Source organism: Streptomyces sp. MAI_2237 (genome assembly GCF_054189285.1).
Genome location: NZ_JAJPGQ010000002.1, coordinates 218,497 through 244,243, shown reverse-complemented (window position 1 = coordinate 244,243; position 25,747 = coordinate 218,497). Strand labels below are relative to the sequence as shown.

Below are 25,747 nucleotides of genomic sequence, written 5' to 3'. Positions count from 1 at the left end.
AGGGGTCAGGACAGCGCCGCCCCCGACACCGCGGTGGCCGTCACCGTGTTGTCGCACTCGGCGAACACCCCGTCGTCCAGGGCGACCTGGTGGGCACCGGCGCCCGGCAGACCGATCACCATCGTCGGGTACGTCGTCGGTGTGGCGCCGGACTTGCAGTAGCCGTCGGCCTCGCCCTGGACCTGGACGAAGGTCAGCTTGAGCCACGCCTTGCCGCCGGGGGCCAGCTTGACCTGGGTGGCGGTGCCGGTGGGCGTCACCTTCAGCGGGGCGTTGTGCTGCGGGGAGCCGTTGCCGGCACCGGCCACCGTGGGGTGGCCCTGCAGGACGCAGGTCTGCTTGGAGGTGTTGGTGAACTCGAAGACCGCCGCGCCCGTCCCGGTGCCGACCGGCCGGTTGGCGGCCTGGTGGGCGGTGACGTCCAGGGCGGTCGCCGCACAGGTCTTCACCGACGTACCCGAGGAGGAGCCGGAGCCCGAACCGGTGCCGGTACCCGTGCCGGTGCCGGTACCCGTGCCGGAGCTGGAGTGGGAGGCGGGGGAGGCGGTCGCGGGCGGCGCCGAGGAGGCGGAGCCCGGCGTGGAGGAGGCGGGCGCCGAGGCGCTGGGCGTCGCTGAGGAGCCGCCGGTGCCGGACGTGGAGTCCCCCGGCTGGCAGGCGGTCATCGCCAGCGTCGCGGAGAGCGCGGCCACCGCCAGCGCGGCCTTGCGGACAGTGTCGACGTGATGCATGGGGTCCCCCGAGGTCGGTTCGCACGAGCCGGTCTCCGCCGGCTTTCGCCGAGGGAGACCGATCTCGGGTGCGACGGGTTTCCCCTGTGGGTCACCTGTGACGCAGCGGTGACACAACGCAGGTCGGACCGCCGATCAGACCGCCGTCGCCGCCGCTTCCTCCTCCTTGACGATGCCCACCGTCGCGTCCTCGTCGCCCTTGCCGCCCAGCGCGACCACGCTGAGCAGGCAGCAGGCCAGGGCGGCGATGCCGCAGACGACGTACCCGATCGCGTAGCCGTTGCCGAGCGCCTCCAGCGCGATCGGCACCCCGCCGCCCGGCGGGGACGCCGGCGGGACCGAGTTGGAGGCGAGCGGGCCGCCCTCCGCCGCGACCTGCGCCGCCGCGGCCTTGGCCTGGGCGGACAGGTCGGAGGCGGCGAGCTTTCGGGTGAACTCGTCGGCGGCGCGGCTGAGCGCGATCGCGCCGATGACCGCCGGGCCGAGCGTGAAGCCGAAGTCGCGCAGCAGGCTGGTGGAGGCGCTGGCCATACCGGCGTAGCGGACCTCGACCGTGTTGACGGCGGTCGCCGTGATCGAGGAGACGGTCAGCGCGAAGCCGATGCCGACCAGGCCGATGGGCAGGATCAGCGAGGTCAGGGCGCGGTCGTGGACCGAGAGGGTGGCGGCCACGAAGTCACCGGCGGCCATCAGCCCCAGACCGGCGCCGAGCACCCAGCGCGCGCTGACCCGCTCCAGCAGCCGGGAGATCAGCGGCATCAGCAGCAGGGTCCAGGCGTTGAGCAGGATGAACGCGAACGAGCCGCGCAGCGGGCTCTGGTGCTGGATCGGACCGAGCCGGATGCTGGTGGCGTACGCGGTGCCGAGGTAGCTGAACATGCCGACCACCGCGACGAACGACGCCACCGCGAACGCCCTGTTGCGGAACAGGTCGAGACGCAACAGCGGTGCGTCGGAGCGCAGTTCGGCCACCACGAACAGGCCGACGAACACCACGGCGACGACGTACGCGATCACCACCGGTGTCGCGGTCCAGCCGTCCGCGGGGCCCTGGATCACCGCGTAGAGCAGCGCGAACATGCCGACGCCGATGGTGACCTGACCGGCGAGGTCGAGCGAACGGCCCTCCGGGGCACTGGAGTTCCGGGCGAAGAGCTGGCTGAGCAGCGTGCTGACCACGGCGAGACCGGTGACGACGATGAACGCCCAGCGCCAGGAACCGTAGTCGCCGGTGATGCCGCCCAGCACGGGGGCGACGAAGCCGCCGCTGGACAGGGCGGCGGCCCAGAGGGTGATGGTGCGGGCCCGGTCCCGGGCCGAGTGCGTGCCGGCGGCGATCATCGCGAGCGACGTCGGGAACAGCGCGGCCGCGCCCAGGCCGGCGATGGCCTGGCCCAGCCACAGGACATGGATGCCGGTGCTGGCGGCGGCCAGCGCCTCACCGAGCACGAGCAGCCCGCCGCCGCCGACCAGCAGCCGCTTGCGGCCGAACAGGTCGCCGAGGACGCCGAACGTCAGCTCCAGCACCGATACCGGCAGCAGGAACGCGTCCGAGATCCAGGTCAGCTGCGAGCCGACGGGGTGCAGGTCCTCCTGGAAGAGACCGTTGAGGGTGGCCGGCATGGCGAGGGCGATCTGGGCCAGGCAGACCGCGAAACAGCCGGCCACCAGCGTGCCGACGGGCAGTCCGCCGGATGCCGGTTCGGTGGCGGTGCCGTCGGGTTGGGTGCGGGTTTCGGTGGACACGGGGGGCTCCCCTTCGAGCGGAGGACGGGGACGGGGCGGCGCCGGGAAACGCTGCGAATGTAGGCAGATTTTCTACACCGGTCAATGAGTTGCCCAATATCCGCACACACGGGTGCCCGCGAAGAACGTGCAGTACGTCCTTCAGCTGCGGAAACCCGCCTCAGAGGCCCGTCACTCGCCCCCGGTCGACTCCGGCAGCCGCCCCGCGACGTACGCCTCCCGCAGTGCGGTCTTGCGGATCTTGCCCGAGCCCGTCAGCGGGAAGGCGTCGACGAACACCCAGGTGCGGGGCGTCTTGTGCGGGGCCAGCTGGGCGCGGACGTGGTCGAAGAGCTCCTTCTCGCCGACTCGGCCGCCCGGGGCGCGGCGGACGAAGGCGGCGACCCCCTCGCCCCAGACCGGGTCCGGCAGCCCGACGACGGCGGCCTCGGCGACCGCGGGATGGGTGGCGAGGACCTGTTCGATCTCGCGGGGGTAGATGTTCTCGCCACCTCGGATGATCATGTCCTTCAGACGGCCCTCGATGCGGCAGTACCCGCGGTCGTCCATCGAGGCCAGGTCGCCGGTGTGCAGCCAGCCGTCGGCGTCCACGGCGGCGGCCGTGTGGTCCGGGGCGTCCAGGTAGCCGGTCATGACGTGGTAGCCGCGGGTGCACAGCTCCCCGGTGACGCCCGACGGCACGACCGCGCCCGACGCGTCCACGATCTTCACCTCGGTCCGCGGCAGCGGCCTGCCGACCGTGTGGGTGCGGTCGTACGGGGTGTCGTCGAGTCGGGTGATGGTGATGGCCGGGGAGGCCTCGGTCTGGGCGTAGACGACCGCCATCGGCACGCCGAAGGCCTGCTCGACCCGACGGGCCAGCTCGGGCGGCACGGTGGCGCCGCCCGACAGCACGAAGCGCAACGAGGAGAGGTCGCTCTCGGGGAACGCCGGGTGCTCCAGCATGGCCAGGAGCATGGTCGGCACACCGCCGGTCATGACAGGCCGTTCGGACGCGGTGAGTTCCAGCATCAGCCCCGGGTCGAAGTACGGCGGCAGCACCTGCGTGCCGAGACCGGCGATCGCCGACAGGGTGGCCAGCACGCAGCCCGCGGTGTGGAACAGCGGCATCGGGTTGAGCGCGGCCTCGCCGGGCCGCAGACCGAAGGTGCGGACGTAGGCCAGGCGCGCGTTGTCGGTGATGCCCCGGTGGTGCAGCACCACGCCCTTGGGTACGCCGGTCGTGCCCGAGGTGTACTGGATCTGGGCCGGCGACGAGGACGCGACTTCCGGCAGCGCCAGGCCGGGGGAGCCCTCGGCGCAGAACTCCGCCCAGTCCTCGAACAGCACGCTCGTGCGCAGGCCGGGCAGGTCGGCGCGGATCTCGTCCAGCGTCGCCGCCATCGGGTTCCCGCGGTACTCCCGGCGCAGGAAGACGCCGCTCGCCCGGGAGTGGCCCAGTACGTGCCGCAACTCCGCCGCGCGCAGCGCCGGGTTGACCGTGACGAGCGTGATGTCCGCGAGGGCGGCGGCGAGTTCGAGGATCACCCACTCCGGGATGTTGTTCGCCCACACCGCCACCCGCTCGCCGGGCGAGAACCGGCCGAGCAGGGCCCGGGTCGCGCGCTCGGCCTCGTCGAGGAGGGCAGCGTACGTCCATCTGCGCCGTTCGGCGGGCTCCGGTACGCCCTCGACCAGGGCGACCGTGTCCGGCGCCAGCCCTGCCGCCCGGCGCAGCAGCGCCCCCACGGTCTCGCCGAGCAGTTCCTCGTCGGATGCGCCCTGCTGGTACGACGTCGCCATCATGGCGTCAGTATCCGGCGCAAGTCACCTGCGGCACAGGCACTTTGACGTCCCGTCATCGGGGCGCCGACGGTCCGAGGGAGCGTGCCGTGACCTTCTCCAGATGCCGGGTGAACACCTCGCGGGTGTCCGGGGTGAGCGTGCGCAGGGCCACCAGGGCCGTGATCACCACGTCGCACAGCTCGCCCTGGACCTCCTCCCAGGTGTGGGTCACCCCCTTGCGGGGGTTCTGGCCGGTCACGCCGATCACCGCCTGGGCGACCTCGCCGACCTCCTCGGAGAGCTTGAGGACGCGCAGCAGGAGCCCCTCCTGGCCGCCGTGCGGTTGTTCGCCGTCCAGCCAGGTCCACAGGGCGTCGACCGAGGACCAGACGTCGGGGGAGGAGGGCGAGGAGGGGCGGGAGGGGGTGGGGATGTGCTGATCGGTCATGGGCCCACCTTCCCAAAGGAGGGTCACTCCCCGGACAGCGACTCCTGGGCGTCGAACCGCCCCGCCGAGTCGTCCTGCTCCGGCTTCCTCAGCCTGCGGTTCCGCGCGCCCACGACCATCGCCGTGACGGCCGCCGTCGCACCGAGTGCCGCCGGGACCATCCAGCCGCGGTCCAGGGCGTGGCCGAGGGCGTGGTCGAGGGAGAGCCGGCCGGGGCCGGTGACCGCGAGGCCGGTGGCGGCCAGGCCCAGGGTGGCCGCGTACTCGTAGCCGCCCTCCTGGTTGAAGAAGCCGTTCGGGGCGTGCACGGCGGCCGCTCCCGCCATCGCGCCGGCCGCCGCCGCACCGGCCGCGGGCGTCGCCAGTCCCAGCGCCAGCAGCGTGCCGCCGCCCGCCTCCGCCAGGCCCGCCGCCGTGGCGCTCGCCCGGCCCGGCGCATAGCCGACGGACTCCATGAAACGGCCGGTCCCCTCGATGCCGTGGCCGCCGAACCAGCCCAGCAGTTTCTGCGCGCCGTGCGCCGCCAGCACCCCTCCGGCCCCCAGCCGGAGCAGCAGCAGGCCCACATCACGTCGGTCGAAAGCGGTCACGATGACTCCCGGGAAGAACAGGAACGGACAATGGCAGCAGACACAGGGCAGTCCCCTCCGCACAAGACACAGGACGATCCCCTCCCCGTACTCACCGTCGCATCGCCGGCCCCCGGCAGACCGTTCCGCGCCGCCGTTCGGGTGGCGGCGGCAGGGGAGCGGTGTGAGTCTGACCGGTATGACGATTCAACCGGCCAAACTCAGCGACCCGGTCGTGCGCGCCTTCGTCACCGCCGTCAACGCCCACGACCGCGACGCGTTCATGGCCCTGCTCACCGATGACGCGACCATGTCGGACGACGGCTCCGACCGCGACCTCGGCGACTGGATCGACCGGGAGATCTTCTCCTCCCACGGCCACCTGGACGTGGACAACGAGTCCCGGGGCGGCCGGGCGTTCGTCGCCCACTACCGCAACGACACCTGGGGCGAGATGCGCACCCGCTGGAGCTTCGACGTCACCGACGACGGCAGGATCGCCCGGTTCGAGACCGGGCAGGCGTGACACGTCCGGTGAAAGGGCTTGCCCTGGGGTGCACTCCAACTCCTAGCGTCTGTGCCCATGGAGACCAACAGGACTTTGGGACGCAGCGGCATGGAGGTCAGCGCCCTCGGCTTCGGCTGCTGGGCGATCGGCGGTGAGTGGTCCGACCCGAGCGGGCAGCCTCTCGGCTGGGGAAAGGTCGACGACGAGGAGTCCGTACGGGCGATCCACCGCGCCCTCGACCTCGGAGTCACCTTCTTCGACACGGCCGACACCTACGGCGCCGGGCACAGCGAGCGTGTCCTCGGCCGCGCCCTCGGCAAGCGGCGCGACGAGGTCGTGATCGCCACCAAGTGGGGCAACGTCTTCGACGAGACCACCCGCACCCTGAAGGGCGCGGACGTCTCGGCGGAGTACGTCCGTGAGGCGCTCACCGCCTCGCTCGCCCGCCTCGGCACCGACCACGTGGACCTGTACCAGCTCCACATCTCCGACGCCCACCCCGAACAGGCCGCCCGACTCCGCGACGCCTGCGAGGGGTTGGTCGGGGAGGGCCTGATCCGTGCCTACGCCTGGAGCACCGACGACCCCGACCGCGCCGCCGTCTTCGCCGAAGGCGCCCACTGCGCCGCCGTCCAGCACGCGCTGAACGTCTTCCAGGACGCCCCCGCCATGCTCGCGCTGTGCGAGGAGGCGGACCTGGCGAGCATCAACCGCAGCCCCCTGGCGATGGGGTTGCTGGCGGGCAGGCGTCAGGGCGAGCTGGAGGCGGGTGACATCCGCAGCAGGCCGCCGGCCTGGCTGCCGGGCTTCGAGGAGGGCTCGGGAGCCGCCTCCGACTGGCTCTCCCGCGTCGACGCGATCAGGGAGATCCTCGGCAGCGACGGCCGCACGCTCGCCCAGGGCGCCCTCGGCTGGATCTGGGCCCGCAGCCCGCGCACGGTCCCCGTCCCCGGCTTCCGGTCGGTCGCCCAGGCCGAGCAGAACGCCGGCGCCCTCGCCAAGGGGCCGCTCACCGCAGGCCAGTTGGCCGAGATCGACCGGATCCTGGGGAGGTGAGCGGCCCCGACGGGCCCGCCGGACGGGGTCAGTTGGCGATCTGACCGTCGTACGCCCCCACGCCGTACGGCTGCTGCTCCGTCAGCGTCAGCCGCCCCGCCGCGATGGTGGCCAGGCGCGGTGCGCGGCGGGCGATGGAGGAGTCGTGGGTGACCATGACGAACGTCAGCCCGTGCTCGCGCCACAGCCCCTCCAGCAGGGCCATGATGTCGTCGCGGGTGCCCTCGTCGAGGTTGCCGGTGGGCTCGTCGGCCAGCAGCACCTTCGGCTTCTTCACCAGCGCCCGCGCGATGGCGACGCGCTGCTGCTGGCCGCCGGACATCTCCGAGGGGGCATGGCCGAGGCGCTCTCCGAGACCGACCGAGCGCAGTGCCTCGGCGGCGCGCTCCCGGCGCTCGGCCGGCTTCACGCCCAGCGGCACCAGGGCCGTCTCGACGTTCTCCTGCGCGGTCAGCGTCGGGATGAGGTTGAACGACTGGAAGATGATGCCGATGTTCTCGGCGCGCACCCGGGTCAGCTTCGTCTCGCTGATGCGGGCCAGATCGACGCCGTCCAGCTCGACACTGCCCTCGGTCGGCCGGTCCAGGCCGCCGATCATCTGCAGCAGGGTGGACTTGCCGCCGCCGGTGGGACCCTGGATGACGAGCTGGTCGCCGTCGGCGATGGTGAGGTCGACGCCGCGCAGCGCCTCCACGGTCTCCTTGCCCCGCGTGTAGCGCTTGGTGACGCCGGTGAGTCTGTACATGGGCTTCTCCACAGGAAGGTAGGGGTGGGGCGCCGCCTCCCGGGGGGATGTACGGAGGCGACGCCCCGGTTCGGGGGCGGGGGCTACGAGACGCTGCGCAGGGCGTCCGCCGGGCGCATGCGGGAGGCGCGCCAGCCGCCCATCGCGCCGGCGATCAGGCCGCCGGTGACCGCCAGGCCCACCGCGAGCGCGATGGTGGTCAGGGAGACCGGGGCGGACAGGGCGATCTCCATGGAGCTGGAGGCCGACTGCTGACCGGGGCCGGCGCCGGGGCCGCCGCCCGGCCCGGCCATGCCGCCACCGCTGCCGCTGCCGAGCTGCGCGGTCAGCTTCGGGCTGATCGCGGTGACCGTGTAGGCGGCGGCGAGGCCGAGCGCGATGCCGAGGGCGCCGCCGATCAGGCCGTTGACCATGGACTCGCCGACGACCTGCCGGGTCACCTTGCGGCTCGGCCAGCCCAGCGCCTTCAGGGTGCCGAACTCACGCACCCGCCGGGAGACGGCGGCGGAGGTCAGCAGCGCCGCCACCAGGAACGCCGCGGCCAGCACGGCGACCGACAGCCACTTGCCGACACTGGTGGCGAGGTCGGAGGCGGTGGACAGGGAGCCGGAGACGGTGGACGCCAGGTCGGCGGAGGTGGTGACCGTCGTCCCGGAGATGTGGGACTGGATCGCCTTCTTCACGGCCGAGATCTGCTGGGAGTCGGTCGCCTTGACGTAGATCGTGGTGACCTTGTTCTTCGCGTCGCCCAGCGTCTGCGCCTGCTTGAGCGGGACGAACACGTCGGTCGTGGAGTCGCCGCTGTCGGGCGTGGCGATGCCGATGACCGTGAACTTGGTGCCGGAGATCTTGAAGGTCGAACCGACCTTGTACTTCTTCGTCTTGGCGAAGGACTTGCCGACGACGGCGACCTTCGCGTTCGTCTGCGCGGAGGTGAAGGTCGTCCCCGAGGTGATCTTGGAGGTGGCCAGCGGGCCCAGGTCCTGGTTCGTGACGTCGATGCCGGCCACGGAGTAGGAGTTGACGCTGAAGTTCGCGCCGCCGCCCTGGACCTGCGGCTGACCGCCGCCGCTGCTCGTGCCGCCGCCCGGGCCGCCCTGCTGCTGGGAGCCCGAGGAGGACGACGTGGAGGACTTGGCCTTGCCCTGGGTGAAGGAGCCGTCGACCTTGGTGACGTTCAGCGTGAGGGCGCCGACCGCGCTCGCCACGCCCTTCTGCGCGCCCACCTTGCCGACCAGCGAGGACGACAGGGCCTGACCGCCCTGCGTCATGACGCGGTCCGAACTCTGCTTGTCGCCGCTGCTCGACTTCGCGTCGAACTTGAAGTTCGGGCCCTGCGAGCTGCCCGCCGTGGGGGCCGACCGCGCCTTGGTCACGGTCATGTCCGTGCCGAGGCCGTAGAGCGACTTGAGGACCTTGTCCTGTGCCTGCGTCATACCGGCCGACACCGAGTCGACGGTGATGACCAGCGCGATACCGAGCGCCAGACCCAGTGCGATGACCAGGGCCGCCTTCTTTCTGCGGCCCAGTTCGCGCTTGAGATAGATGCCAAACATCCCGTTCCTCGAAGGTTCTTGGCGCCCGCTGTGGGCGCTGCCACAAGCTAGGGAGGAACCTTTGCGCCGGACTGAGTAAAGGATGTGTCACAGCTGAGAAAGCGGCGTGTGCCCTCAGATTTTCGTCAGACAGGCGATTCCTGGGCAGCAGAGGGGCTCCTGCCAGGAAACCCCAGTTGAGTGGCCCGGGGGTCCGAGGGCTGTCCCTCAGAAAGATGCAGTACGGTCCCGGGGTGCATGGTTCTTCACCCCTCTCCCGGCGTGCCGTTCTGGGCCTGGCCGCCGCCGCGCTGCCGGTCGCCGCGGCGACCCCCGCGCACGCCACGACCGTCGTCGGCGGGGCGCGTCTCGCCCGCCCCGGAGTCCAGGGCGAAGGGCTGCCGAAGAAGCTCACCGCCGCCGCCTGGCTCGTGGCCGACGGCGACACCGGAGAGGTCCTCGCCTCCTGCGACGCGCACAGGCGGCTCGCCCCCGCCTCCACGCTGAAGATGCTCTTCGCCGACACGGTCCTGAAGAAGTTCGACCGCGCCGAGCGCTACAAGGTGACCGACGCGGACCTCGCCGACGTCCCCTCCGGATCCAGCCTGGTCGGCATCAAGCCCGGGATCACCTACACCGTCGAGCAGTTGTGGCAGGGCGTCTTCCTGCGCTCCGGCAACGACGCCGTGCACGTGCTGGCCCACATGAACGGCGGCATCGCGAAGACGGTCGCCGAGATGCAGGCCAGGGCCGAGGACCTGCAGGCCCTCGACACCCATGTCGTCAGCCCCGACGGCTTCGACCACAAGGGCCAGCTCTCCTCCGCCTACGACCTGACCCTGTTCGCCCGGCACGGCCTGAAGAACGCCGACTTCCGCGCCTACTGCCACACCAGGACCGCGGACTTCCCGGCCGGTGGGAAGAAGACCTTCCAGATACAGAACACCGACCGCCTGCTGACGGGCGCGTGGGGCGTGAAGACGTACGACGGGCTGCTCGGCGTCAAGAACGGCTACACCAGCCACGCCGGCAACACCTTCACCGGTGCCGCGACCCGCGGCGGCCGCACCCTGCTGGTGACGGTGATGCATCCCACGAGCGGCTACAACGCGGTCTACGAGGAGACGGCCGCGCTCCTCGACTGGGGATTCGGGCGGGGGAGTTCGGTGGAAGCGGTGGGCCGGCTGGTCGAGCCGCTGAGCGAGGGCGGAGCCCGGGCCACGCCGAGCCGCACGGCGGTGCAGGGGGCGGCCGGCGCTTCCGACGCGGGCTCCGGCTCGCCCTCGGGCTGGCGGCTGCTGGAGGGCGCGGGCGGCACGGTCGCGCTGCTGGCTGGCGGGGCGTGGGCGCTGCGCCGGCGACGCAAGGACGCGGGCGAACACGCCGGTTGACGGGGCGGGGCCGCCGGTGAGATGCGTGCGGCAGCCGTTCCGCGCACCGGTGCGTATCCCGCGATGTCACGCGGGATCCACCCCCACCCGATGCGGCGGAACGACTGCCGCCTCCCCCCTCGGTTTGGCCTTGCGAGACGTGCGAGCAGCCTGGGCCTACGGAACCTCACTGCTCCAAGTGTGAAGCTCTTGTGTAGGAGATTTGAGCATAGATCCACGACCGGCCGCAATGGTACGGACGCTTCAATTCCGTTTGTGCACGTTGAGGAGTTGACGGTTCTTCGGTGCTTCAGGAAGGCGCTCAGCCGCGACCGATGTACGGCATCGCGGTCGCCAACACCGTCGCGAACTGCACGTTCGCCTCCAGCGGCAGCTCCGCCATGTGCCGCACCGTGCGCGCCACATCGGCGACGTCCATCACCGGCTCGGGCGCCACGGAACCGTTCGCCTGCATGACGCCCGCCTGCATTCGCTGCGTCATGTCGGTGGCCGCGTTGCCGATGTCGATCTGCCCGACGGCGATCCGGTACGGCCGCCCGTCCAGGGACAGCGACTTGGTCAGGCCGGTCAGGGCGTGCTTGGTCGCCGTGTAGGCCACCGACAACGGCCGGGGCGTGTGCGCGGAGATCGACCCGTTGTTGATGATCCGCCCGCCCTGCGGCCGCTGCTCCTTCATCTGCCGGAACGCCGCCTGCGCGCACAGGAACGCCCCGTTGAGGTTGGTGTCCACCACATGCCGCCAGGCGTCGTACGACAGCTCCTCCACCGGCACCCCGCCCGGCCCGAACGTGCCCGCGTTGTTGAACAGCAGGTCCACCCGCCCGAACCGCTCCACGGCGGCGGCGAACAGCGCGGTGACGTCCTCCGGCCGCGAGACGTCGGTGCGTACGGTGACGCAGGCGCCCTGGGGCACCAGCTCCGCCGTCCCCACCAGTGTCTCCGGCCGCCGCCCCGCCAGCGCCACGGACCAGCCCGCCCGCAGCAGTTCCACGGCGACCGCCCGCCCGATCCCCGATCCGGCGCCGGTCACCACCGCGGTCCTCGATCCCGTCTCAGTCATGCCCGGCAGCGTAGGCGAGTGTCCGGCATCCGGGACCGGCCCGCCCGCCATCCGGGTGTTGTGCACCCGACAAGGTGTGTCGGCCGTGGCCGGTGACAGCCCCGCTCCCTCAACTGCGAGGGGAGGACTGGAGGACCATCACCACACGCCGTTCGCGGTGGCACACCCCCGAGGTCCGCGCCGCCGCCCGGCAGCTCGGCCGCCGCCGCTTTCTGACCCTGACCGCGGCCGCCGCCGCGCTCGCCTTCGCCGTCGACCTGCCGGCCACCGGCACCGCAGCCGCCACCACCCTGGACGCGGCCCGCATCGACGGCGACCCCTTCACCCTGCAGGCGCGCGCCGACTTCAAGACCGTGCCGTACGTGACCACGACCGGCGCGCCGATCTCCACGGCCGCCTCCTTCGTGACGGAGGTCGGCGACCAGGGGCTCAAGCCGGCGTGACGGCCTCCACCGGCCGCAGCGGGCCTTCCCCTTCGGGGCTCTCGCCGGGGTAGCGGACGCCGACGCGCTCCCGGATCGCGTCCAGCGTCCGCATCACCGCGAGCGTGCCGTCGAGCGGGACGAGCGGGGACTCGGTCTCGCCCGCGCGCAGGGCCCGCATGACCTCCCTGGCCTCGTGCCGGAGGCTGTTGCGCGGGCCGTCGGCCGGGTCGGCGGCGAACTCCTCGGGGTCGCGGCCGTCCCGGTGCAGCACGAAGCGGTCCGGGAAGAAGAAGCCGTTCGGGATGTCGATGCGGCCCTGCGAGCCGGTCACCGACGCCGAGGTCGCCGTGCCGCCGACGATGGAGCAGTGCACCGAGGCGAGAGCGCCGCTCTCCCACGAGAGCAGTGCTCCGGTCTGCAGATCGACGCCCTCGTCGGAGAGCACCGCTCTCGCCGTGACGTCCGACGGCTCACCCAGCAGCAGGTGCGCGAACGACACCGGATACACCCCGAGGTCCAGCAGCGACCCGCCGCCCTGCAGCGGGTCGCGCAGCCGGTGCGCGGGAGGAAACGGCCCGGCCAGCCCGAAGTCCGCCTGCACATGCCGCACCTCGCCGACCGCACCGTCGTCGACCAGCGCCTTCAGCCGCCGCACCAGCGGATTGCAGTACATCCACATCGCTTCCATCAGGAAGCTCCCGCGCCCCCGCGCCAGCGCGACCAGTTCCTCCGCCTCGCGCGCGTTCAGGGTGAACGCCTTCTCGCACAGCACGTTCCGCCCGGCCTCCAGGCACAAGCCGGCCGCCGCCCGGTGCGCCGCGTGCGGGGTGGCGACGTACACGACATCGATGTCCGCGTCCTCGGCCAGCGCGCCCCACTCGCCGTAGGCCCGCTCGATCCCGAACCGTTCCGCGAACGCCTCCGCCGACGCCTGTGACCGCGAGGCCACCGCGACGACCTCCGCGTCCGGCAGGTCCACCAGGTCCGCCGTGAACGCGGCGGCGATCCCGCCGGTCGCCAGAATCCCCCACCGCACGCATTCCGCCGTCATGCCCACCCTCGCTCATGTGACGCCCGGCACCCTGTACGAGCTGAGAGCATAGGTGCCGGACCACTCGGAAAGGGAGGGGCGCATGCCCGAGCAGGGCGCACCGACACCCCACATACAGCGGGCGGCCGGTCCGGACACGGAACCGGCCGCCGGTGCCGCCGCGCGCCGCACCGGGCTTCTGGTCACCCTCGTCCTGGGCGGCCTCACCGCCACGCCCCCGCTGGCGATGGACATGTACCTGCCCTCCCTGCCCGAGGTCACCCGCTCCCTGCACGCCCCCGCCGCCACCGTCCAGCTCACCCTCACCGCCTGCCTGCTCGGCATGGCCCTCGGGCAGCTGGTGGTCGGCCCGATGAGCGACAAGTGGGGGCGCAGACGGCCCCTGCTGACCGGCCTCGCCGTGTACGTCGTCGCCACCGCCCTGTGCGCCCTCGCGCCGACCGTCGAGGCCCTGGTCGCCTTCCGGCTGGCACAGGGCCTGGCCGGCGCGGCCGGGATCGTCATCGCCCGGGCCGTCGTACGCGACCTGTACGACGGGGTGGCGATGGCCCGCTTCTTCTCCACCCTGATGCTGGTCTCCGGCGTCGCGCCGATCGTCGCGCCGCTGATCGGCGGGCAGATCCTGCGGGTGACGGACTGGCGAGGCGTGTTCCTGGTCCTCACCGTCGTCGGGCTGCTGCTGGGCGGCCTGGTGTGGGCGCGGCTGCCCGAGACGCTGCCGGCCGGCGAGCGGCACGGCGGGGGAGTGGGCGAGGCGCTGCACTCCATGCGGCGGCTGCTGGCCGACCTGCCGTTCAGCGGGTTCATGCTGGCCGGCGGGTTCGCCTTCGCGGCGCTGTTCGCCTACATCGCCGCCTCGCCGTTCGTGATCCAGGAGATCTACGGCGCCTCCCCGCAGACCTTCAGCCTGCTGTTCGGCCTGAACTCCGTCGGGCTGGTCGCGGTCGGCCAGATCAACGGCAAGGTCCTGGTCGGACGGGTCAGCCTGGAGAAGGTCCTCGGGATCGGCCTCGCGGTCGTCATCGCGGCCGCCACCGCCCTGCTGCTGATGTCGACGGGCGTCTTCGGTGAGACCGGGCTCGTGCCGGTCGCCGCCGCGCTGTTCGTGCTGATGTCGGCCATGGGCGTCACCCTCCCCAACGCCCAGGCCCTCGCCCTGATGCGCACCCGGCACGCCGCCGGGTCCGCGTCCGCGCTGCTCGGCACGACCTCCTTCCTCATCGGCGCCGTCGCCTCCTCGCTGGTCGGCATCGCCGGCGAGCACTCCGCCGTCCCGATGGCCGTCGTCCAACTGGTGGGCGCACTGGTGGCGCTGGCCTGCTTCGTGGGAATGTGCCGTCCCTGGAACAGCCGTGCGACGGCGGAGGGAGCGGAGAGCTGAGCGCGCCGAAACTGCGGGTCGACACCCCGGAACGGGCCGGCCTGGACCCCGGGGAGCTGCGCCTCCTCGCCCGGGAGGTCCACGACCTCACCGCCGGGGAGCGCCCCTGGGCCGCCGGGGTCGTGGTGGTCGCCGGGCGCGGACCGGTGATCGCCGTCGAGGAGGCGGCGGGCTTCGCCATGCGCTACTGCGCCTACGACCCCGACACCGATACCGGCGTGGAGCTGCCCGCGCGGGACCGGGTGCCGATGACCGTCGACACCCCCTTCGACCTGGCCTCCCTCACCAAACTGTTCACCTCCGTCGCCGCCGTGCAGCAGATCGAGCGCGGCACCCTCGGCATCGACGCGCGGGTCGGCGCCTACCTGCCGGAGTTCCGCGCGGCGGCCCGGCACGGGATCACCGTGCGGGAACTGCTCACGCACACCTCGGGACTGCGGCCCGAACTCCCCCTGTACGACTGCGCCGACGACGCCGAACGGATGGCGCTGCTGCGCGCCGAGGCCCCCATCGTGCCCGGCACCTACACCTACTCCGACCTCAACATGCTGCTCCTGCAACACCTCCTGGAGCGCATCACCGGCCGGACGCTGGACGTCCTGATCCACGAGGGCATCACCCGCCCCCTCGGCATGAGTGCTACCGACTTCGGGCCCTGCCCCGGCGCGGCGGCGACCGAGGACCAGCGGCGGCCCTGGGCCAAGGCGGACCGGGGGATGCTGCGGGGGGTCGTCCACGACGAGAACGCCTGGGCGCTGGGCGGGGTCGCCGGACACGCCGGACTGTTCTCCACGGGACGGGACCTGGCGGTCTTCTGCCGGACCCTGCTCGCCGGGGGGTCGTACGGGCCCGCGCGCATCCTCGGCCCGGACTTCGTGGAGCTGCTGCTGCACCCTCCCGGGCTGGGGTTCGCGGTGGACCAGGCGTGGTTCATGGGGGAGTTGGCCGGGCGGGGGGCGGCGGGGCACACCGGGTTCACGGGGACGTCGCTGGTGCTGGACCCGGCCACGGACACGTTCGTGGTGCTGCTCGGGAACACGGTGCATCCGAGGCGGCGGCGGGGGGACAGCGGGCCGCGGGCGGCCGCGGCGACGCGGGTTGCGCGGGCCGTGCTGGGGGCTCCGTCCCGGACCCCCGTCGGCCCTGAACGGGCCTCGTCCGCAAACGCCGCACGGACTGAGGACGCCTGACCGGGGTCGCCGGGGGACGCCTTAGAATCGCCCGGTGAACGCCCCCGTATCCCCGGCCGAGACCCTGCGCGGCACCCTCGCCGACCTGCTCGACGGTCTGCCGCCCAGGCAGGCCGCGCAGGCCGTCGAGCGGCTGATCGCCACCTACCGGGGCGCCACCCCGACCGACGCCCCCATCCTGCGCGACCGGGCCGACGTCGCCGCCTACGCCGCCTACCGGATGCCGGCCACCTTCGAGGCCGTGCGGTCGGCCCTCGCCGCGTTCGCCGCGGCCGTGCCCGACTGGGTGCCCGGCAGCCAGGTGGACGTCGGGGGCGGGACCGGCGCCGCCACCTGGGCCGTCACCGACGTCTGGCCCGGTGCGCGCGGTGTGACCGTGCTCGACTGGGCCGAACCCGCTCTCGCCCTCGGCAAGGAGCTCGCGGCGGCCAACCCCGACCTGCGCGACGCCCGTTGGCAGCGCTCTCGGATCGGAGCGGCGCTCAACGTCGAGAGCACTGATCTCGTCACGGTCTCCTACGTCCTCAACGAGCTGACCGAGGCCGACCGCGCCGCCCTCGTCGACGCCGCCGCCTCCGCCGCCCAGGCCGTCGTGATCGTCGAGGCCGGCACACCCGCCGGCTACGCCCGCGTCATCGAGGCCCGCGACCGGCTGATCGGCGCCGGCTTCCGGATCGCCGCCCCCTGCCCGCACAGCGCCGCCTGCCCGATCGTCCCCGGCCAGGACTGGTGCCACTTCTCCGCCCGGGTCAGCCGCTCCTCGCTGCACCGCAAGGTCAAGGGCGGATCACTGCCCTACGAGGACGAGAAGTTCAGCTACGTCGCCGCCGCCCGCTTCCCCGTCGCCCCCGCCCCCTCCCGCATCGTGCGCCGCCCGCAGATCCGCAAGGGGCAGGTCCTGCTCGACCTGTGCGAGACCGAGGAGCGCCTGAGCCGCACGACCGTCACCAAGCGGCACGGCGACCTGTACAAGGCCGCCCGGGACGCCGACTGGGGCGACTCCTGGCCCCCGCGCGCGGCACGGCCGTAGCCGCCGAGCCGATACCGTCGACCCATGGTCAAGAAGCCGGCCCCGGACGCCACCCGCCGCAGCGAGAGCTCCCGTCGCGCGATCCACGACGCCGCCCTCGCGCTGGTCGGCGAGGTCGGCTACCCCAGGACGACCATCGAGGCCATCGCCGCCCGGGCCGGCGTCGGCAAGCAGACGATCTACCGCTGGTGGGGGTCGAAGGCCGACGTGCTGCTGGAGGCGTTCCTCGACCTCAGCGCGCAGGCGGCGCGGGAGGCCGGCGGGGAGCCCTACGCCATCCCGGACACCGGCGACCTCGCCGCCGACCTCAAGGCCGTGCTGCGGGCAACCGTCGACCAGCTCACCGACCCCCGCTTCGAGGTGCCCTCCCGGGCCCTGGCCGCCGAGGGGCTGGTCAACGAGCAGGTCGGCCGGGTGTTCGTCGCCAAGCTCCTCGAGCCCAGCCTTCAGCTGTACGTCGACCGGCTGCGCGCCGCCCAGGAGGCGGGCCAGGTGCGTCCGGAGATCGACCCGCGCATCGCCCTCGAACTGTTCGTCTCCCCGCTCGCCCAGCGCTGGCTCCAGCACACGGGCCCGATCTCCCACGCCTACACCGACACCCTCGTCGACTACGCCCTGACTGGCCTCGCACCCCGCTGACCCGATGGTCGACCTCGTACCGCTCGTCCCCCCTGCCCCGATTCACGGCTCCCCGCCCCCGATGCGCCAGATGGTGGGACCATGAGGCATGCTGGTTCGCACGACGGCGAGGCGAGGGGATAGATGAGCGGGGACGCAGGCGGCCGGACCGGCCGGCAGGGCAAACTCTCCCAGTGGCTGCGCGGACGCCGCCCGAAGGAGGCAGCCGCGCCGGACGGCGGCCGCGAGGCCCTGCTGCTGGCCGCCGCCGACGCGGGCCTGCCGCTCGCGCCCGCCGCCCACCCGGGGCCCGACTACCGCTGCTCCTGCGACCGCGTGGGCTGCCCCACCCCGGCCCGGCACCCGGTCTCCTTCGCCTGGCAGACGCAGTCCACCACCGACCACACGCAGATCGAGCGCTGGGCCCGGCACCAGCCGCAGGCCAACTTCATCACCGCGACCGGCATGGTCCACGACGTTCTCGACGTACCGCTGGAGGCGGGCCGGGAGGCGCTGGAGCGGCTGCTCGGCGCCGGGATCGAGGTCGGGCCGGTCGCCGAGAGCGACGACGGCCGCATGCTGTTCTTCACCCTCACCCGCGGCACCCCCGAGGACGAGGACGAGTGGTGGCCCTGCGAGCTGGACTGCCACCCCGAGACTATGGACGAGCACCCCGGCCTGCGCTGGCACTGCCGCGGCTCCTACGTCCTGGTGCCGCCCGCCCGGCTCCCCGGCGACCAGAGCGTGCACTGGGTGCGCGGCCCGGAGCACCCCCTGCCCGACCCGCTCACCCTGCTCGAGGTCCTCACCGACGCCAGCGCCCGCCACGTCGGCGAGGAGGCCGACCACACGGGCGCGGCCTGGCCCCTGCGCCGCTGACGGGCCCGACGGGCCCTGGGGCCCGTCGTTCGGACAGGCCCTAGCTGCCCTCGGCCGAGGTCATGCCCTCCAGCCGGGACAGGACGGTGACCTGGCCGTCGCCCGCCGGGACCTGGGCCACCTCGTTCGACATGAACTGCATGGTGAGCGACTGCTTGACCTCACCCGTCGTCAGCGCCCGCACGGCCGGGTTCTGCGGGGGGATCGAGGAGTTCGGGGCCGCGGTCATCTTCGCGAAGCGGCGGTGGGCGAAGAACACCAGCGCGCCGCCGTCCTGCGTGCGCAGCGCCAGCGGCGCGTAGGCGCCGCCGCTCAGCGGCTGGTCGAGGAACTGCGTGGCCAGGCCCGGCTTCTTGGCGTTCTTGGCGCGGGCCGCCCGCCACTCGCTGGTGTGCGGGCCGTCGGCGAAGGTCTTGCCGCCGTTCTTGAGATAGGCGGTGTAGTCCTTGCTCAGGTCCTCGGGCGCGACGGCGAGATCGGTCGAGCCGGCGGGCACGGCCTCGGCCCTGCCGTCCGCGTCCGTCTTGATCTGCGGCAGCACCCCCGGCTTGACGAGTGTCAGGTACGCCACCTGCCAGGGCCGGCCCAGCCCGTCCCGGGTGAACACCAGCAGCCAGCGCAGACTGCCGCCCTTGTTGCCCCGCGCCTCGGCCACGAACCAGCGCGGCCAGCCGGCCTTCTTCGGGATCGTGAACCGCGCGTCGGTCAGTTTCAGCGGCGAGTAGGCCGGATTGCCGGCCGGGTTCGTCGTGTGCCCGGCCTTGAGTCTGGCCGCGTCGATGTCACCGAGGGCGCCGGTGACATGGCCGGCGTCGAGCGAACTGTCGTACGCCTTGTCCGCCTTGTTGTACGCGGTGGTGAACGCCGTCAGTGCCTTGGCGGCCTCGGCACGGGTTGCGGAGGGGAGCACCTCGCGCTCCCCGTGCACCACCACGCAACCGCTCGCCGTCAACGACAAAGCGGTCAGCGAGGCCGCTATCAGTACGCGCCGGTCAAGCCTTGGACGCCTCGGACGGCTGCGATCCCTGCTCATCGCGATCCTTCACCTTCCCCTTCCCGGAGGCGAACCCTACCGGGGCGAAGAACAGCGCGAGCGTCGGGACCAAGTACAGCAGCCACACCGTGACCTGAAGCACCGTCGGGTCGGGCTGGAAGTTGAACACGCCCTTCAGCAGCGTGCCGTACCAGCTGTCCGGCGGGATGGTGCCGGAGATGTCGAAGGCCAGGTGCGTCAGGCCGGGGACGATGTCGGCCTCCTGGAGGTCGTGGAAGCCGTACGCCAGCACGCCCGCCGCGACCACCACGAGCATCCCGCCGGTCCAGGTGAAGAACTTGGCCAGGTTGATCTTCAGGGCGCCGCGGTAGAACAGCCAGCCCAGCAGGACGGCCGTCGCCAGGCCCAGGGCCACGCCGATCAGGGGGCGCGGGGTGCCGTCGCTGGCCGCGTGGACGGACGCCCACACGAACAGGGCGGTCTCCAGGCCTTCGCGGCCCACGGCGAGGAACGCGGTGGCGACCAGCGCGCCGGTGCCCATCGCGAGGGCCGCGTCCAGCTTGCCGTGCAGTTCGGACTTCAGGTGCCGGGCCGTGCGGCGCATCCAGAAGACCATCCACGTCACCAGGCCGACCGCGACGATCGACAGGGAGCCGCCGAGGCCCTCCTGGGCCTGGAAGGTCAGCTCCTGGGAGCCGAACTCCAGGACGCAGCCGAAGCCCATGGCGATCAGGACGGCGATGGAGATGCCGATCCAGATGGGCCGGATGGCGTCCCGGCGCCCGGTCTTGACCAGGTAGGCGATCAGGATGCAGACGACGAGGCTGGCTTCCAGGCCCTCGCGCAGGCCGATCAGGTAGTTGGAGAACACGGGCTACGCCTCCTTGGAGAACAGCGTGCTGCCCCACCAGTCGTCCTTGCCGCGGACGCCCGGCGGGACGGCGAAGACCGCCGAACCCACGTGCTGGATGTACTCGTTGAGCGCGTCCTGCGCCGACAGCCTGCGCTGCAGCGGGATGAACCCCTTGCGCACGTCGCGCTGGTAGGCCAGGAAGAACAGGCCCGCGTCGAGACGGCCGAGGCCGTCGGTGCCGTCGGTGAAGGAGTAGCCCCGGCGCAGGATCGTGATCCCGCCGTTGGAGTCGGGGTGTGCGAGGCGCACGTGCGCGTCGGGCTTCATCGCCTTCAGGAACGGCTCGTCGTGCTCCTTGGCCTTGCCGACCGGGGCGCCCTCGCCCTTGTCGCGGCCGAAGACGTCCTCCTGCTCCTGCAGGGAGGTGCGGTCCCAGGTCTCGATGTGCATCCGGATGCGGCGGGCGACCAGGTAGGAGCCGCCGGTCATCCAGTCCGGACCGTCCTTCTCGCCCACCCAGACGAACTTCTTCAGCCGGTCCGTCTCGGTGCCCGCGATGTTGCGGGTGCCGTCCTTGAAGCCCATCAGGTTGCGCGGGGTCTGCGCGTCGGGCGTCGTGGAGGAGGTCTTGCCGAAGCCGAGCTGGGACCAGCGGATGTTGACCGTGCCCATGCCGATGCGGGCCAGGTTGCGGATCGCGTGCACCGCGACCTGCGGGTCGTCCGCGCAGGCCTGGATGCACAGGTCGCCGCCGGTGCGGGTCTTGTCGAGATTGTCGCCGGCGAACTGCGGGAGGTCGACCAGGGCCTCGGGCCGCTTGTCCTTGATCCCGAACGTGTCGCCGAACTTCTCGAACAGCGACGGACCGAAGCCGATGGTGAGCGTCAGCCGGGAGGGCTTGAGGCCCAGTGCCTCGCCGGTGTCGTCCGGCGGGGCCTCGGCCAGACCGCCGTACGCGCCCTCGCCGACCGCCTTGCCCGCCGTCATCCGGCGCGCGGCCTCGGTCCAGTCCTTGAGCATCCGCACGAACTCGGCGCGGTCGTCGGTCTGCACGTCGAACGCGGCGAAGTGCAGCCTGTCCTGCACCGGGGTGGCGATGCCCGCCTGGTTCGCGCCGTGGAAGGCGACGGCGGCGCCCGTCTCGGCGGCGGCCGGGTCCACGTCGTTGCCGACGCGGGTCATCGCGACCGCGCCGCCGGCCACGGCGGCACCGAGCGCGAGCCCGGCCCCGCCCCAGCCGATCAGCGAGCGCCGGCTGGGCGCGGCCTTCCGGTCGTCGGCGTCGGCGGCGGTGGCTTCCTGGGTGTCCGTCATGGTCAGTCGTCCCCTACTTCACGACGGCGGCGGCGAGCTTGGACAGCGGCTCCGCGAGCGCGTTCACCGCGTCCGAGAGCTCCTTGCGCTGGGCCTCGGTCACGGTGTCGTACGAGACGAAACCGTCCGAGGTCTTGGTGGAGCGGTACGTGGCGAGCGTGGTGTCGAGCGCGGCGAACCGCTTGTCCAGCTCGGCGGTCAGCGCCTTGTCGTTCTTCTGGGCGACCGGCTTGAGCAGCTCGTAGGCCTTCTGCGCGCCCTCGACGTTGGCCTTGAAGTCGCTGAGGTCGGTGTGCGAGTAGCGGTCCTCCTCGCCGGTGACCTTGCCGGTGGCGACCTCGTCCAGCAGCTCCTTGGCGCCGTTGGCCATGGAGGTCGGGGTGATCTCGGCCTTGCCGATCCGCTCCTGCCAGCCCTTGAGGTCGGTGACCAGCTGGTCGGCGAGGGCCTTCTGGTCGGCGCCGATCTTCTTGTCCTGCCACAGCGCCTTCTCCAGCGCGTGCCAGCCGGTCCACTTCTGGCCCTTCTCCAGGCCGTCGGCGCGGGCGTCGGTCTTGGGGTCGATGTCGCCGAAGGACTCGGCGATCGGCTCGGTGCGCTCCCAGCCGACGCGGGAGGGGGCGTAGGCGTTCTGGGCGGCCTTCAGGTCGCCGGCCTTGATCGCCTTGGCGAAGACCTCGACCTTCGGGATGGTCGCGTCGGCCTGCTCCTGCGCGTACTCGCGGTAGGAGGCGACGGCCTTGTCCAGCCGCGGGTCGCGCCGGGCGGCGCCGCCGGAGCCGGTCACGGTGAGCTTCTGCCGGACGCCGTGGCCCTTCATGCCCGGACGGCACGCGATCTCGTAGTCGCCCGCCTTCACCTCGGCGGTCAGCGTGTACTTGGTGCCCGGCCCGATGTTCTCCTTCTCCGACACGATCCGGTCGTCGGGGAAGAGGATCTCGACCTCGGTCGCCTGGGAGCCGGTGTTGTGGATGCTGAGCGTGACCTGGCCGGCCGGTATCGACTTCGCGGAGGTGTCGCACGTGGAGTCGGCGGCGGTCACCTTGATCGCCCCGTCGCCCTCGGCCTTGCTCTTCTGCGTGCAGCCGGTGACGGCGGTCAGGGCCGCGACCGTGGCAACGGCGGTGACGACGGAGGGTCTGGCGGCTCGCATGCAGGCTCCAAGTGCTGGCGAAAAATCGCGTGTCCGGACCCACCAAGGGATGGTGAGGCTCACCTAACTTATCTAAGCCTTGCCTGCGCGATACCCACCCATGCGGTGATTCAGCTCTCATGGACGCTGTATGAGCACGACCCGATCACGGTGGCCAAAAGCAATCCCCAAGAAATGGTCAATGGATGTTCAAGCTCCCTGGTGCCGCCGAGACTGAGGAGGTGAAGAGAACGATCAGGGAGCCGCTGCCCGGAGGCGGGCTCGTGCTGGCCGTGTCGGACCGGCCAGGTCCGCCCTCGCTGCGCTTCGAGGCCGACGGCCGACGAAGACTGCTGCGGCAGGGCGGACGGCCGCTGCTGCTGGGCCTGCTGGAGGGTGACGGCTGCTGCCACCAGCTGCGGGTGCGCCGCCTCGACGGCCATCGCTCCCCGCTGCCGCCGGTGCGGGCTGAGACGATGCGGACGCCGGGCGCCTGGCCGCACCGGTACGCGCGATGGCTGGAGGACGCCGACGAGAGCCCGCTGCACGACGGACGGTGGCTGCTGGGGGAGCGGAACGCGTTCGCGCCCGGCATCTGGACCGAGGACTTCGCCACCGGATGGCCGGACGGCCGCCTCGACCTGTTCTGCGGCGGCGGCTGGCACGGAGTCCTCCCGCTGAGACGGCTCTCGTCGCCCGACGCCCCCCGGGTGAAGGCGTACCGCAAGCACGCCCGCGAGGGCACGCTCGCCCCCGTCCTGCTGTGGTGGGTGTCGTTCCTGGACGGATGGCTGCTCCTCGACGGCCACGACCGGGCCGTGGCCGCACTGGAGGAAGGCGGCGTCCCGCCCTGTGTCGTCCTCACACGCGTCGAGGACGACGAGCGGTGGCGGCGCACCGCGGCCGAGATGACGGAGCAGTGGCGGCGGGAGACGGCCGAGCCGGCGCCGGCCGGCGCCGAGCGCCTGCGTGCGGCCCGGGAGGAGGGCCACGCGCTCGCCCTCGCCTCGCTGCCCTACGACGAGGCGCGCACCGAGGTCTGGCCCTTCGCCGGCACCCCCGCCGACTGGGACGACCTCCCCGCGGACGGTGTTTCAATTTGGTCGTGACTGACTACGACGTGCTGCGCGTCTTCTGTGCGGCCAACGGTGGCTACGGCAACGAGCTCGGTGTCGTGCGGGAGGGCTCGGTGATGGCCGAGCGGGCGGAACGGCAGGTGTTCGCCGGGAAGCTGGGGTTCAGCGAGACCGTCTTCGTCGACGACCCCGAGCGCGGCGTGATCGACATCTACACGCCGACCCTGCGGCTGCCCTTCGCCGGTCACCCCTGTGTCGGCGTGGCCTGGCTGCTCGACGTGGAGGAGCTCGTGACGCCGGCCGGGCTGGTCGGGGCCCGCCAGGACGGGGAGTTCAGCTGGATCGAGGCGCGGGCGGAGTGGGCACCGCCGCGCACGCTGCGCCAGTACGCCACGGCCGCCGAGGTCGACGCGCTGCCCGTGCCGCCCAAGGGCGAGTGGATCTACGCCTGGGCCTGGGAGGACGAGGCCGCCGGACGGGTGCGGGCCCGGGCCTTCCCCGGCCGGGACGACGGCATCGACGAGGACGAGGCGACCGGCGCGGCGGCGCTGCTGCTGACCGACCGGCTGGGGCGCGCGCTGAACATCACCCAGGGGGCCGGGTCGCAGATCCTCACCGCCCCGCAGCCGTACGGATGGGTGGAGATCGGCGGGCGCGTGGTCCTGGAGCGCCAGCCGGAGCGCTGAGGGCCGCCCGGGTCAGGCGCTGAGCGGGAACTCCTCGCCCAGCGCCCCGAGTACGGCCGTGTTCAGCGCGAACGCCCGCCTGCACTCCGCCACGATCCGCTGCCGCTCCAGCTCGTCCGCCCGGAGGCCGTCGAGAAGTTGCCGGTAACTCCGTTTGAAGGCCGACGGGTTGGCGATCCGCTCGAACACGTAGAAGCGGACCCCGTCGCCCTTCCTCGCGAACCCCCTCGTCCGCTCCGCCCGGTCCCGGATGATCTGACCGCCGGAGAGGTCGCCGAGGTAGCGCGTGTAGTGGTGGGCGACGTAGCCGGCCGGCCAGTCCTCGGCGCACTTGCGCACCCGCGCCGCGTACGCCCGCGTCGCCGGCAGCGCGGACAGCCCCGTCCGCCGGCCGGCGCCCCGCAGATGCGCCAGGTCCCGCTCCAGGGCGGGCAGGCGGAACAGCTCGGGGCGGATGAAGGGCCCGGCCACCGGGTCCGCCGCCGGCCGCCCGGCCCCGGACTCCAACGCCTCGTAGACGAACCACAGTTGCTCGGTGTAGCGCGCGTACGCCGCCACTCCGAGCCGTCCGCCCAGCAGGTCGCTCAGGAACGTCGAGGTCTCCGCCTCCGTGTGCTGCGCGCGGGAGGCGGTGCGGATGACGGCGGAGAAGGAGTCCATGGGGCCGTCAGGGCAGCGTGAGGATCTCCGCGCCCGTCTCCGTCACCACCAGCGTGTGCTCGAACTGGGCCGTGCGCTTGCGGTCCTTGGTGACGACCGTCCAGCCGTCGTCCCACATGTCGTACTCGTGCGTGCCGAGCGTCAGCATCGGCTCGATGGTGAAGGTCATCCCGGGCTGCATGACCGTCGTCGCGTGCGGGCTGTCGTAGTGCGGGATGATCAGGCCGCTGTGGAACGAGGAGTTGATGCCGTGGCCGGTGAAGTCGCGGACCACGCCGTAGCCGAAGCGCTTGGCGTACGACTCGATGACCCGGCCGATGATGTTGATCTGGCGGCCCGGCTTGACCGCCTTGATCGCGCGGTCGAGGGACTCGCGGGTGCGCTCCACGAGCAGACGGCTCTCCTCGTCGACGTCCCCGACCAGGTACGTGGCGTTGTTGTCGCCGTGCACCCCGCCGATGTACGCCGTCACGTCGAGGTTGACGATGTCGCCGTCGCGCAGCACCGTCGAGTCCGGAATGCCGTGGCAGATCACCTCGTTGACGCTGGTGCACAGGGACTTGGGGAAGCCGCGGTAGCCGAGCGTCGAGGGGTAGGCGCCGTGGTCGCACATGTACGCGTGCGCCACCTTGTCCAGTTCGTCGGTGGTCACCCCCGGTGCGATCAGCTTCGCGGCCTCCTCCATCGCCCGCGCGGCGATCCGGCCCGCGAGCCGCATCGCCTCGATCGTCTCGGGCGTCTGCACCTCCGGCCCGGTGTACGGCGCCGGCGCGGGCTTGCCGACGTACTCGGGGCGGCGGATGTTTCCGGGGACGGAACGGGTGGGGGAGAGCTCCCCTGGTACGAGCAGCGACTGGCCAGACATGCCAGCGAGTCTAACGAGCCGGGACGGGGGAACATGTGGG

At 72.3% G+C, this 25,747-nt stretch carries 25 protein-coding genes and 1 pseudogene; 11 read left to right on the top strand and 15 right to left on the bottom strand.

Annotated features, from left to right (window positions below; all coding sequences use genetic code 11):
* Window positions 1-5: 5 nt before the first annotated feature.
* From LN251_RS05915 to LN251_RS05895, 5 genes are all read right to left on the bottom strand, one after another.
* Window positions 6-731, bottom strand: coding sequence for a DUF4232 domain-containing protein (locus tag LN251_RS05915; RefSeq protein ID WP_458243441.1), 726 nt, complete (start codon window positions 729-731; stop codon window positions 6-8).
* Between the two features lie 135 nt (window positions 732-866).
* Complete coding sequence (locus LN251_RS05910; RefSeq protein ID WP_458243440.1) at window positions 867-2,477, bottom strand: MFS transporter; 1,611 nt, start codon at window positions 2,475-2,477, stop codon at window positions 867-869.
* Between the two features lie 171 nt (window positions 2,478-2,648).
* Window positions 2,649-4,262, bottom strand: coding sequence for an AMP-binding protein (locus LN251_RS05905; protein ID WP_458243439.1), 1,614 nt, complete (start codon window positions 4,260-4,262; stop codon window positions 2,649-2,651).
* A 52-nt stretch (window positions 4,263-4,314) separates the two neighbouring features.
* Window positions 4,315-4,689, bottom strand: coding sequence for a MazG-like family protein (locus LN251_RS05900; RefSeq protein ID WP_458243438.1), 375 nt, complete (start codon window positions 4,687-4,689; stop codon window positions 4,315-4,317).
* 23 nt (window positions 4,690-4,712) lie between these two features.
* Window positions 4,713-5,279, bottom strand: a complete 567-nt coding sequence (locus LN251_RS05895) for a DoxX family protein (protein ID WP_458243437.1) — start codon at window positions 5,277-5,279, stop codon at window positions 4,713-4,715.
* A gap of 178 nt (window positions 5,280-5,457) precedes the next feature.
* On the opposite strand from LN251_RS05895, the gene LN251_RS05890 reads away from it, so the two are divergent.
* Both LN251_RS05890 and LN251_RS05885 read left to right on the top strand, forming a co-directional pair.
* Window positions 5,458-5,784: a nuclear transport factor 2 family protein gene (locus LN251_RS05890; protein WP_458243436.1), complete on the top strand. Its 327-nt coding sequence runs from the start codon at window positions 5,458-5,460 to the stop codon at window positions 5,782-5,784.
* A 57-nt stretch (window positions 5,785-5,841) separates the two neighbouring features.
* Window positions 5,842-6,822, top strand: a complete 981-nt coding sequence (locus LN251_RS05885) for an aldo/keto reductase (protein ID WP_458243435.1) — start codon at window positions 5,842-5,844, stop codon at window positions 6,820-6,822.
* A gap of 28 nt (window positions 6,823-6,850) precedes the next feature.
* Here LN251_RS05885 and LN251_RS05880 read toward each other — a convergent pair whose 3' ends face one another.
* Together LN251_RS05880 and LN251_RS05875 are read right to left on the bottom strand one after the other, a co-directional pair.
* The gene (locus LN251_RS05880; protein ID WP_458243434.1) at window positions 6,851-7,567 is read right to left on the bottom strand and encodes an ABC transporter ATP-binding protein; all 717 of its coding nucleotides are present in this window, start codon (window positions 7,565-7,567) and stop codon (window positions 6,851-6,853) included.
* Between the two features lie 83 nt (window positions 7,568-7,650).
* Window positions 7,651-9,123, bottom strand: coding sequence for an ABC transporter permease (locus LN251_RS05875; protein WP_458243433.1), 1,473 nt, complete (start codon window positions 9,121-9,123; stop codon window positions 7,651-7,653).
* A gap of 215 nt (window positions 9,124-9,338) precedes the next feature.
* Between LN251_RS05875 and LN251_RS05870 the strand changes: the two genes are divergently transcribed.
* Window positions 9,339-10,493, top strand: a complete 1,155-nt coding sequence (locus LN251_RS05870; protein WP_458243432.1) for a D-alanyl-D-alanine carboxypeptidase family protein — start codon at window positions 9,339-9,341, stop codon at window positions 10,491-10,493.
* A 301-nt stretch (window positions 10,494-10,794) separates the two neighbouring features.
* Here LN251_RS05870 and LN251_RS05865 read toward each other — a convergent pair whose 3' ends face one another.
* Complete coding sequence (locus tag LN251_RS05865; protein WP_458243431.1) at window positions 10,795-11,553, bottom strand: SDR family oxidoreductase; 759 nt, start codon at window positions 11,551-11,553, stop codon at window positions 10,795-10,797.
* A gap of 113 nt (window positions 11,554-11,666) precedes the next feature.
* Here LN251_RS05865 and LN251_RS05860 point away from each other — a divergent pair.
* A pseudogene (locus tag LN251_RS05860) lies at window positions 11,667-11,882 on the top strand (alkaline phosphatase D family protein); the annotation flags it as partial.
* 100 nt (window positions 11,883-11,982) lie between these two features.
* Here LN251_RS05860 and LN251_RS05855 read toward each other — a convergent pair.
* Window positions 11,983-13,029 carry a Gfo/Idh/MocA family protein gene (locus LN251_RS05855; protein WP_458243430.1) on the bottom strand — a complete coding sequence of 349 codons (1,047 nt, stop codon included), beginning with the start codon at window positions 13,027-13,029 and terminating at the stop codon, window positions 11,983-11,985.
* 82 nt (window positions 13,030-13,111) lie between these two features.
* Here LN251_RS05855 and LN251_RS05850 point away from each other — a divergent pair, with 82 nt between their 5' ends.
* From LN251_RS05850 to LN251_RS05830, 5 genes are all read left to right on the top strand, one after another.
* Complete coding sequence (locus LN251_RS05850) at window positions 13,112-14,410, top strand: multidrug effflux MFS transporter (RefSeq protein WP_458243429.1); 1,299 nt, start codon at window positions 13,112-13,114, stop codon at window positions 14,408-14,410.
* On the top strand, window positions 14,362-15,600 hold the full coding sequence (locus LN251_RS05845; protein WP_458243428.1) for a serine hydrolase domain-containing protein: 1,239 nt from the start codon (window positions 14,362-14,364) through the stop codon (window positions 15,598-15,600). Before LN251_RS05850 ends, LN251_RS05845 begins: the two co-directional genes overlap by 49 nt.
* Window positions 15,601-15,634: 34 nt before the next feature.
* Window positions 15,635-16,630, top strand: coding sequence for a small ribosomal subunit Rsm22 family protein (locus tag LN251_RS05840; protein WP_458243427.1), 996 nt, complete (start codon window positions 15,635-15,637; stop codon window positions 16,628-16,630).
* Window positions 16,631-16,654: 24 nt separating this feature from the next.
* Window positions 16,655-17,269: a TetR/AcrR family transcriptional regulator gene (locus LN251_RS05835; RefSeq protein ID WP_458243426.1), complete on the top strand. Its 615-nt coding sequence runs from the start codon at window positions 16,655-16,657 to the stop codon at window positions 17,267-17,269.
* A 123-nt stretch (window positions 17,270-17,392) separates the two neighbouring features.
* Window positions 17,393-18,127, top strand: a complete 735-nt coding sequence (locus LN251_RS05830) for a bifunctional DNA primase/polymerase (RefSeq protein WP_458243425.1) — start codon at window positions 17,393-17,395, stop codon at window positions 18,125-18,127.
* Between the two features lie 40 nt (window positions 18,128-18,167).
* Here the strand turns inward: LN251_RS05830 and LN251_RS05825 are convergent, their stop codons facing one another.
* From LN251_RS05825 to efeO, 4 genes are read right to left on the bottom strand one after another with little or no spacing between them, the layout of a single operon-like run.
* Window positions 18,168-19,160 carry a hypothetical protein gene (locus LN251_RS05825; RefSeq protein ID WP_458243424.1) on the bottom strand — a complete coding sequence of 331 codons (993 nt, stop codon included), beginning with the start codon at window positions 19,158-19,160 and terminating at the stop codon, window positions 18,168-18,170.
* Window positions 19,120-19,992 carry an iron uptake transporter permease EfeU gene (gene efeU, locus LN251_RS05820; RefSeq protein ID WP_458243423.1) on the bottom strand — a complete coding sequence of 291 codons (873 nt, stop codon included), beginning with the start codon at window positions 19,990-19,992 and terminating at the stop codon, window positions 19,120-19,122. The genes LN251_RS05825 and efeU overlap by 41 nt, the downstream gene beginning before the upstream one ends.
* 3 nt (window positions 19,993-19,995) lie before the next feature.
* Entirely contained in the window at window positions 19,996-21,288 is a 1,293-nt protein-coding gene (gene efeB, locus LN251_RS05815) for an iron uptake transporter deferrochelatase/peroxidase subunit (RefSeq protein WP_458243422.1), read from the bottom strand.
* 13 nt (window positions 21,289-21,301) lie between these two features.
* Complete coding sequence (gene efeO, locus LN251_RS05810) at window positions 21,302-22,441, bottom strand: iron uptake system protein EfeO (protein ID WP_458243421.1); 1,140 nt, start codon at window positions 22,439-22,441, stop codon at window positions 21,302-21,304.
* Window positions 22,442-22,662: 221 nt separating this feature from the next.
* Here efeO and LN251_RS05805 point away from each other — a divergent pair, with 221 nt between their 5' ends.
* Together LN251_RS05805 and LN251_RS05800 are read left to right on the top strand one after the other, a co-directional pair.
* Entirely contained in the window at window positions 22,663-23,529 is an 867-nt protein-coding gene (locus LN251_RS05805) for a hypothetical protein (protein ID WP_458243420.1), read from the top strand.
* Window positions 23,526-24,182 carry a PhzF family phenazine biosynthesis protein gene (locus tag LN251_RS05800; RefSeq protein WP_458243419.1) on the top strand — a complete coding sequence of 219 codons (657 nt, stop codon included), beginning with the start codon at window positions 23,526-23,528 and terminating at the stop codon, window positions 24,180-24,182. The genes LN251_RS05805 and LN251_RS05800 overlap by 4 nt, the downstream gene beginning before the upstream one ends.
* A gap of 12 nt (window positions 24,183-24,194) precedes the next feature.
* On the opposite strand, the gene LN251_RS05795 is transcribed toward LN251_RS05800, so the two are convergent.
* The gene (locus LN251_RS05795; protein ID WP_458243418.1) at window positions 24,195-24,842 is read right to left on the bottom strand and encodes a biliverdin-producing heme oxygenase; all 648 of its coding nucleotides are present in this window, start codon (window positions 24,840-24,842) and stop codon (window positions 24,195-24,197) included.
* Between the two features lie 7 nt (window positions 24,843-24,849).
* Window positions 24,850-25,707 (bottom strand): type I methionyl aminopeptidase, encoded by an 858-nt coding sequence (gene map, locus LN251_RS05790; RefSeq protein WP_458243417.1) that lies wholly within the window; start codon window positions 25,705-25,707, stop codon window positions 24,850-24,852.
* Between the last annotated feature and the right edge of the window lie 40 nt (window positions 25,708-25,747).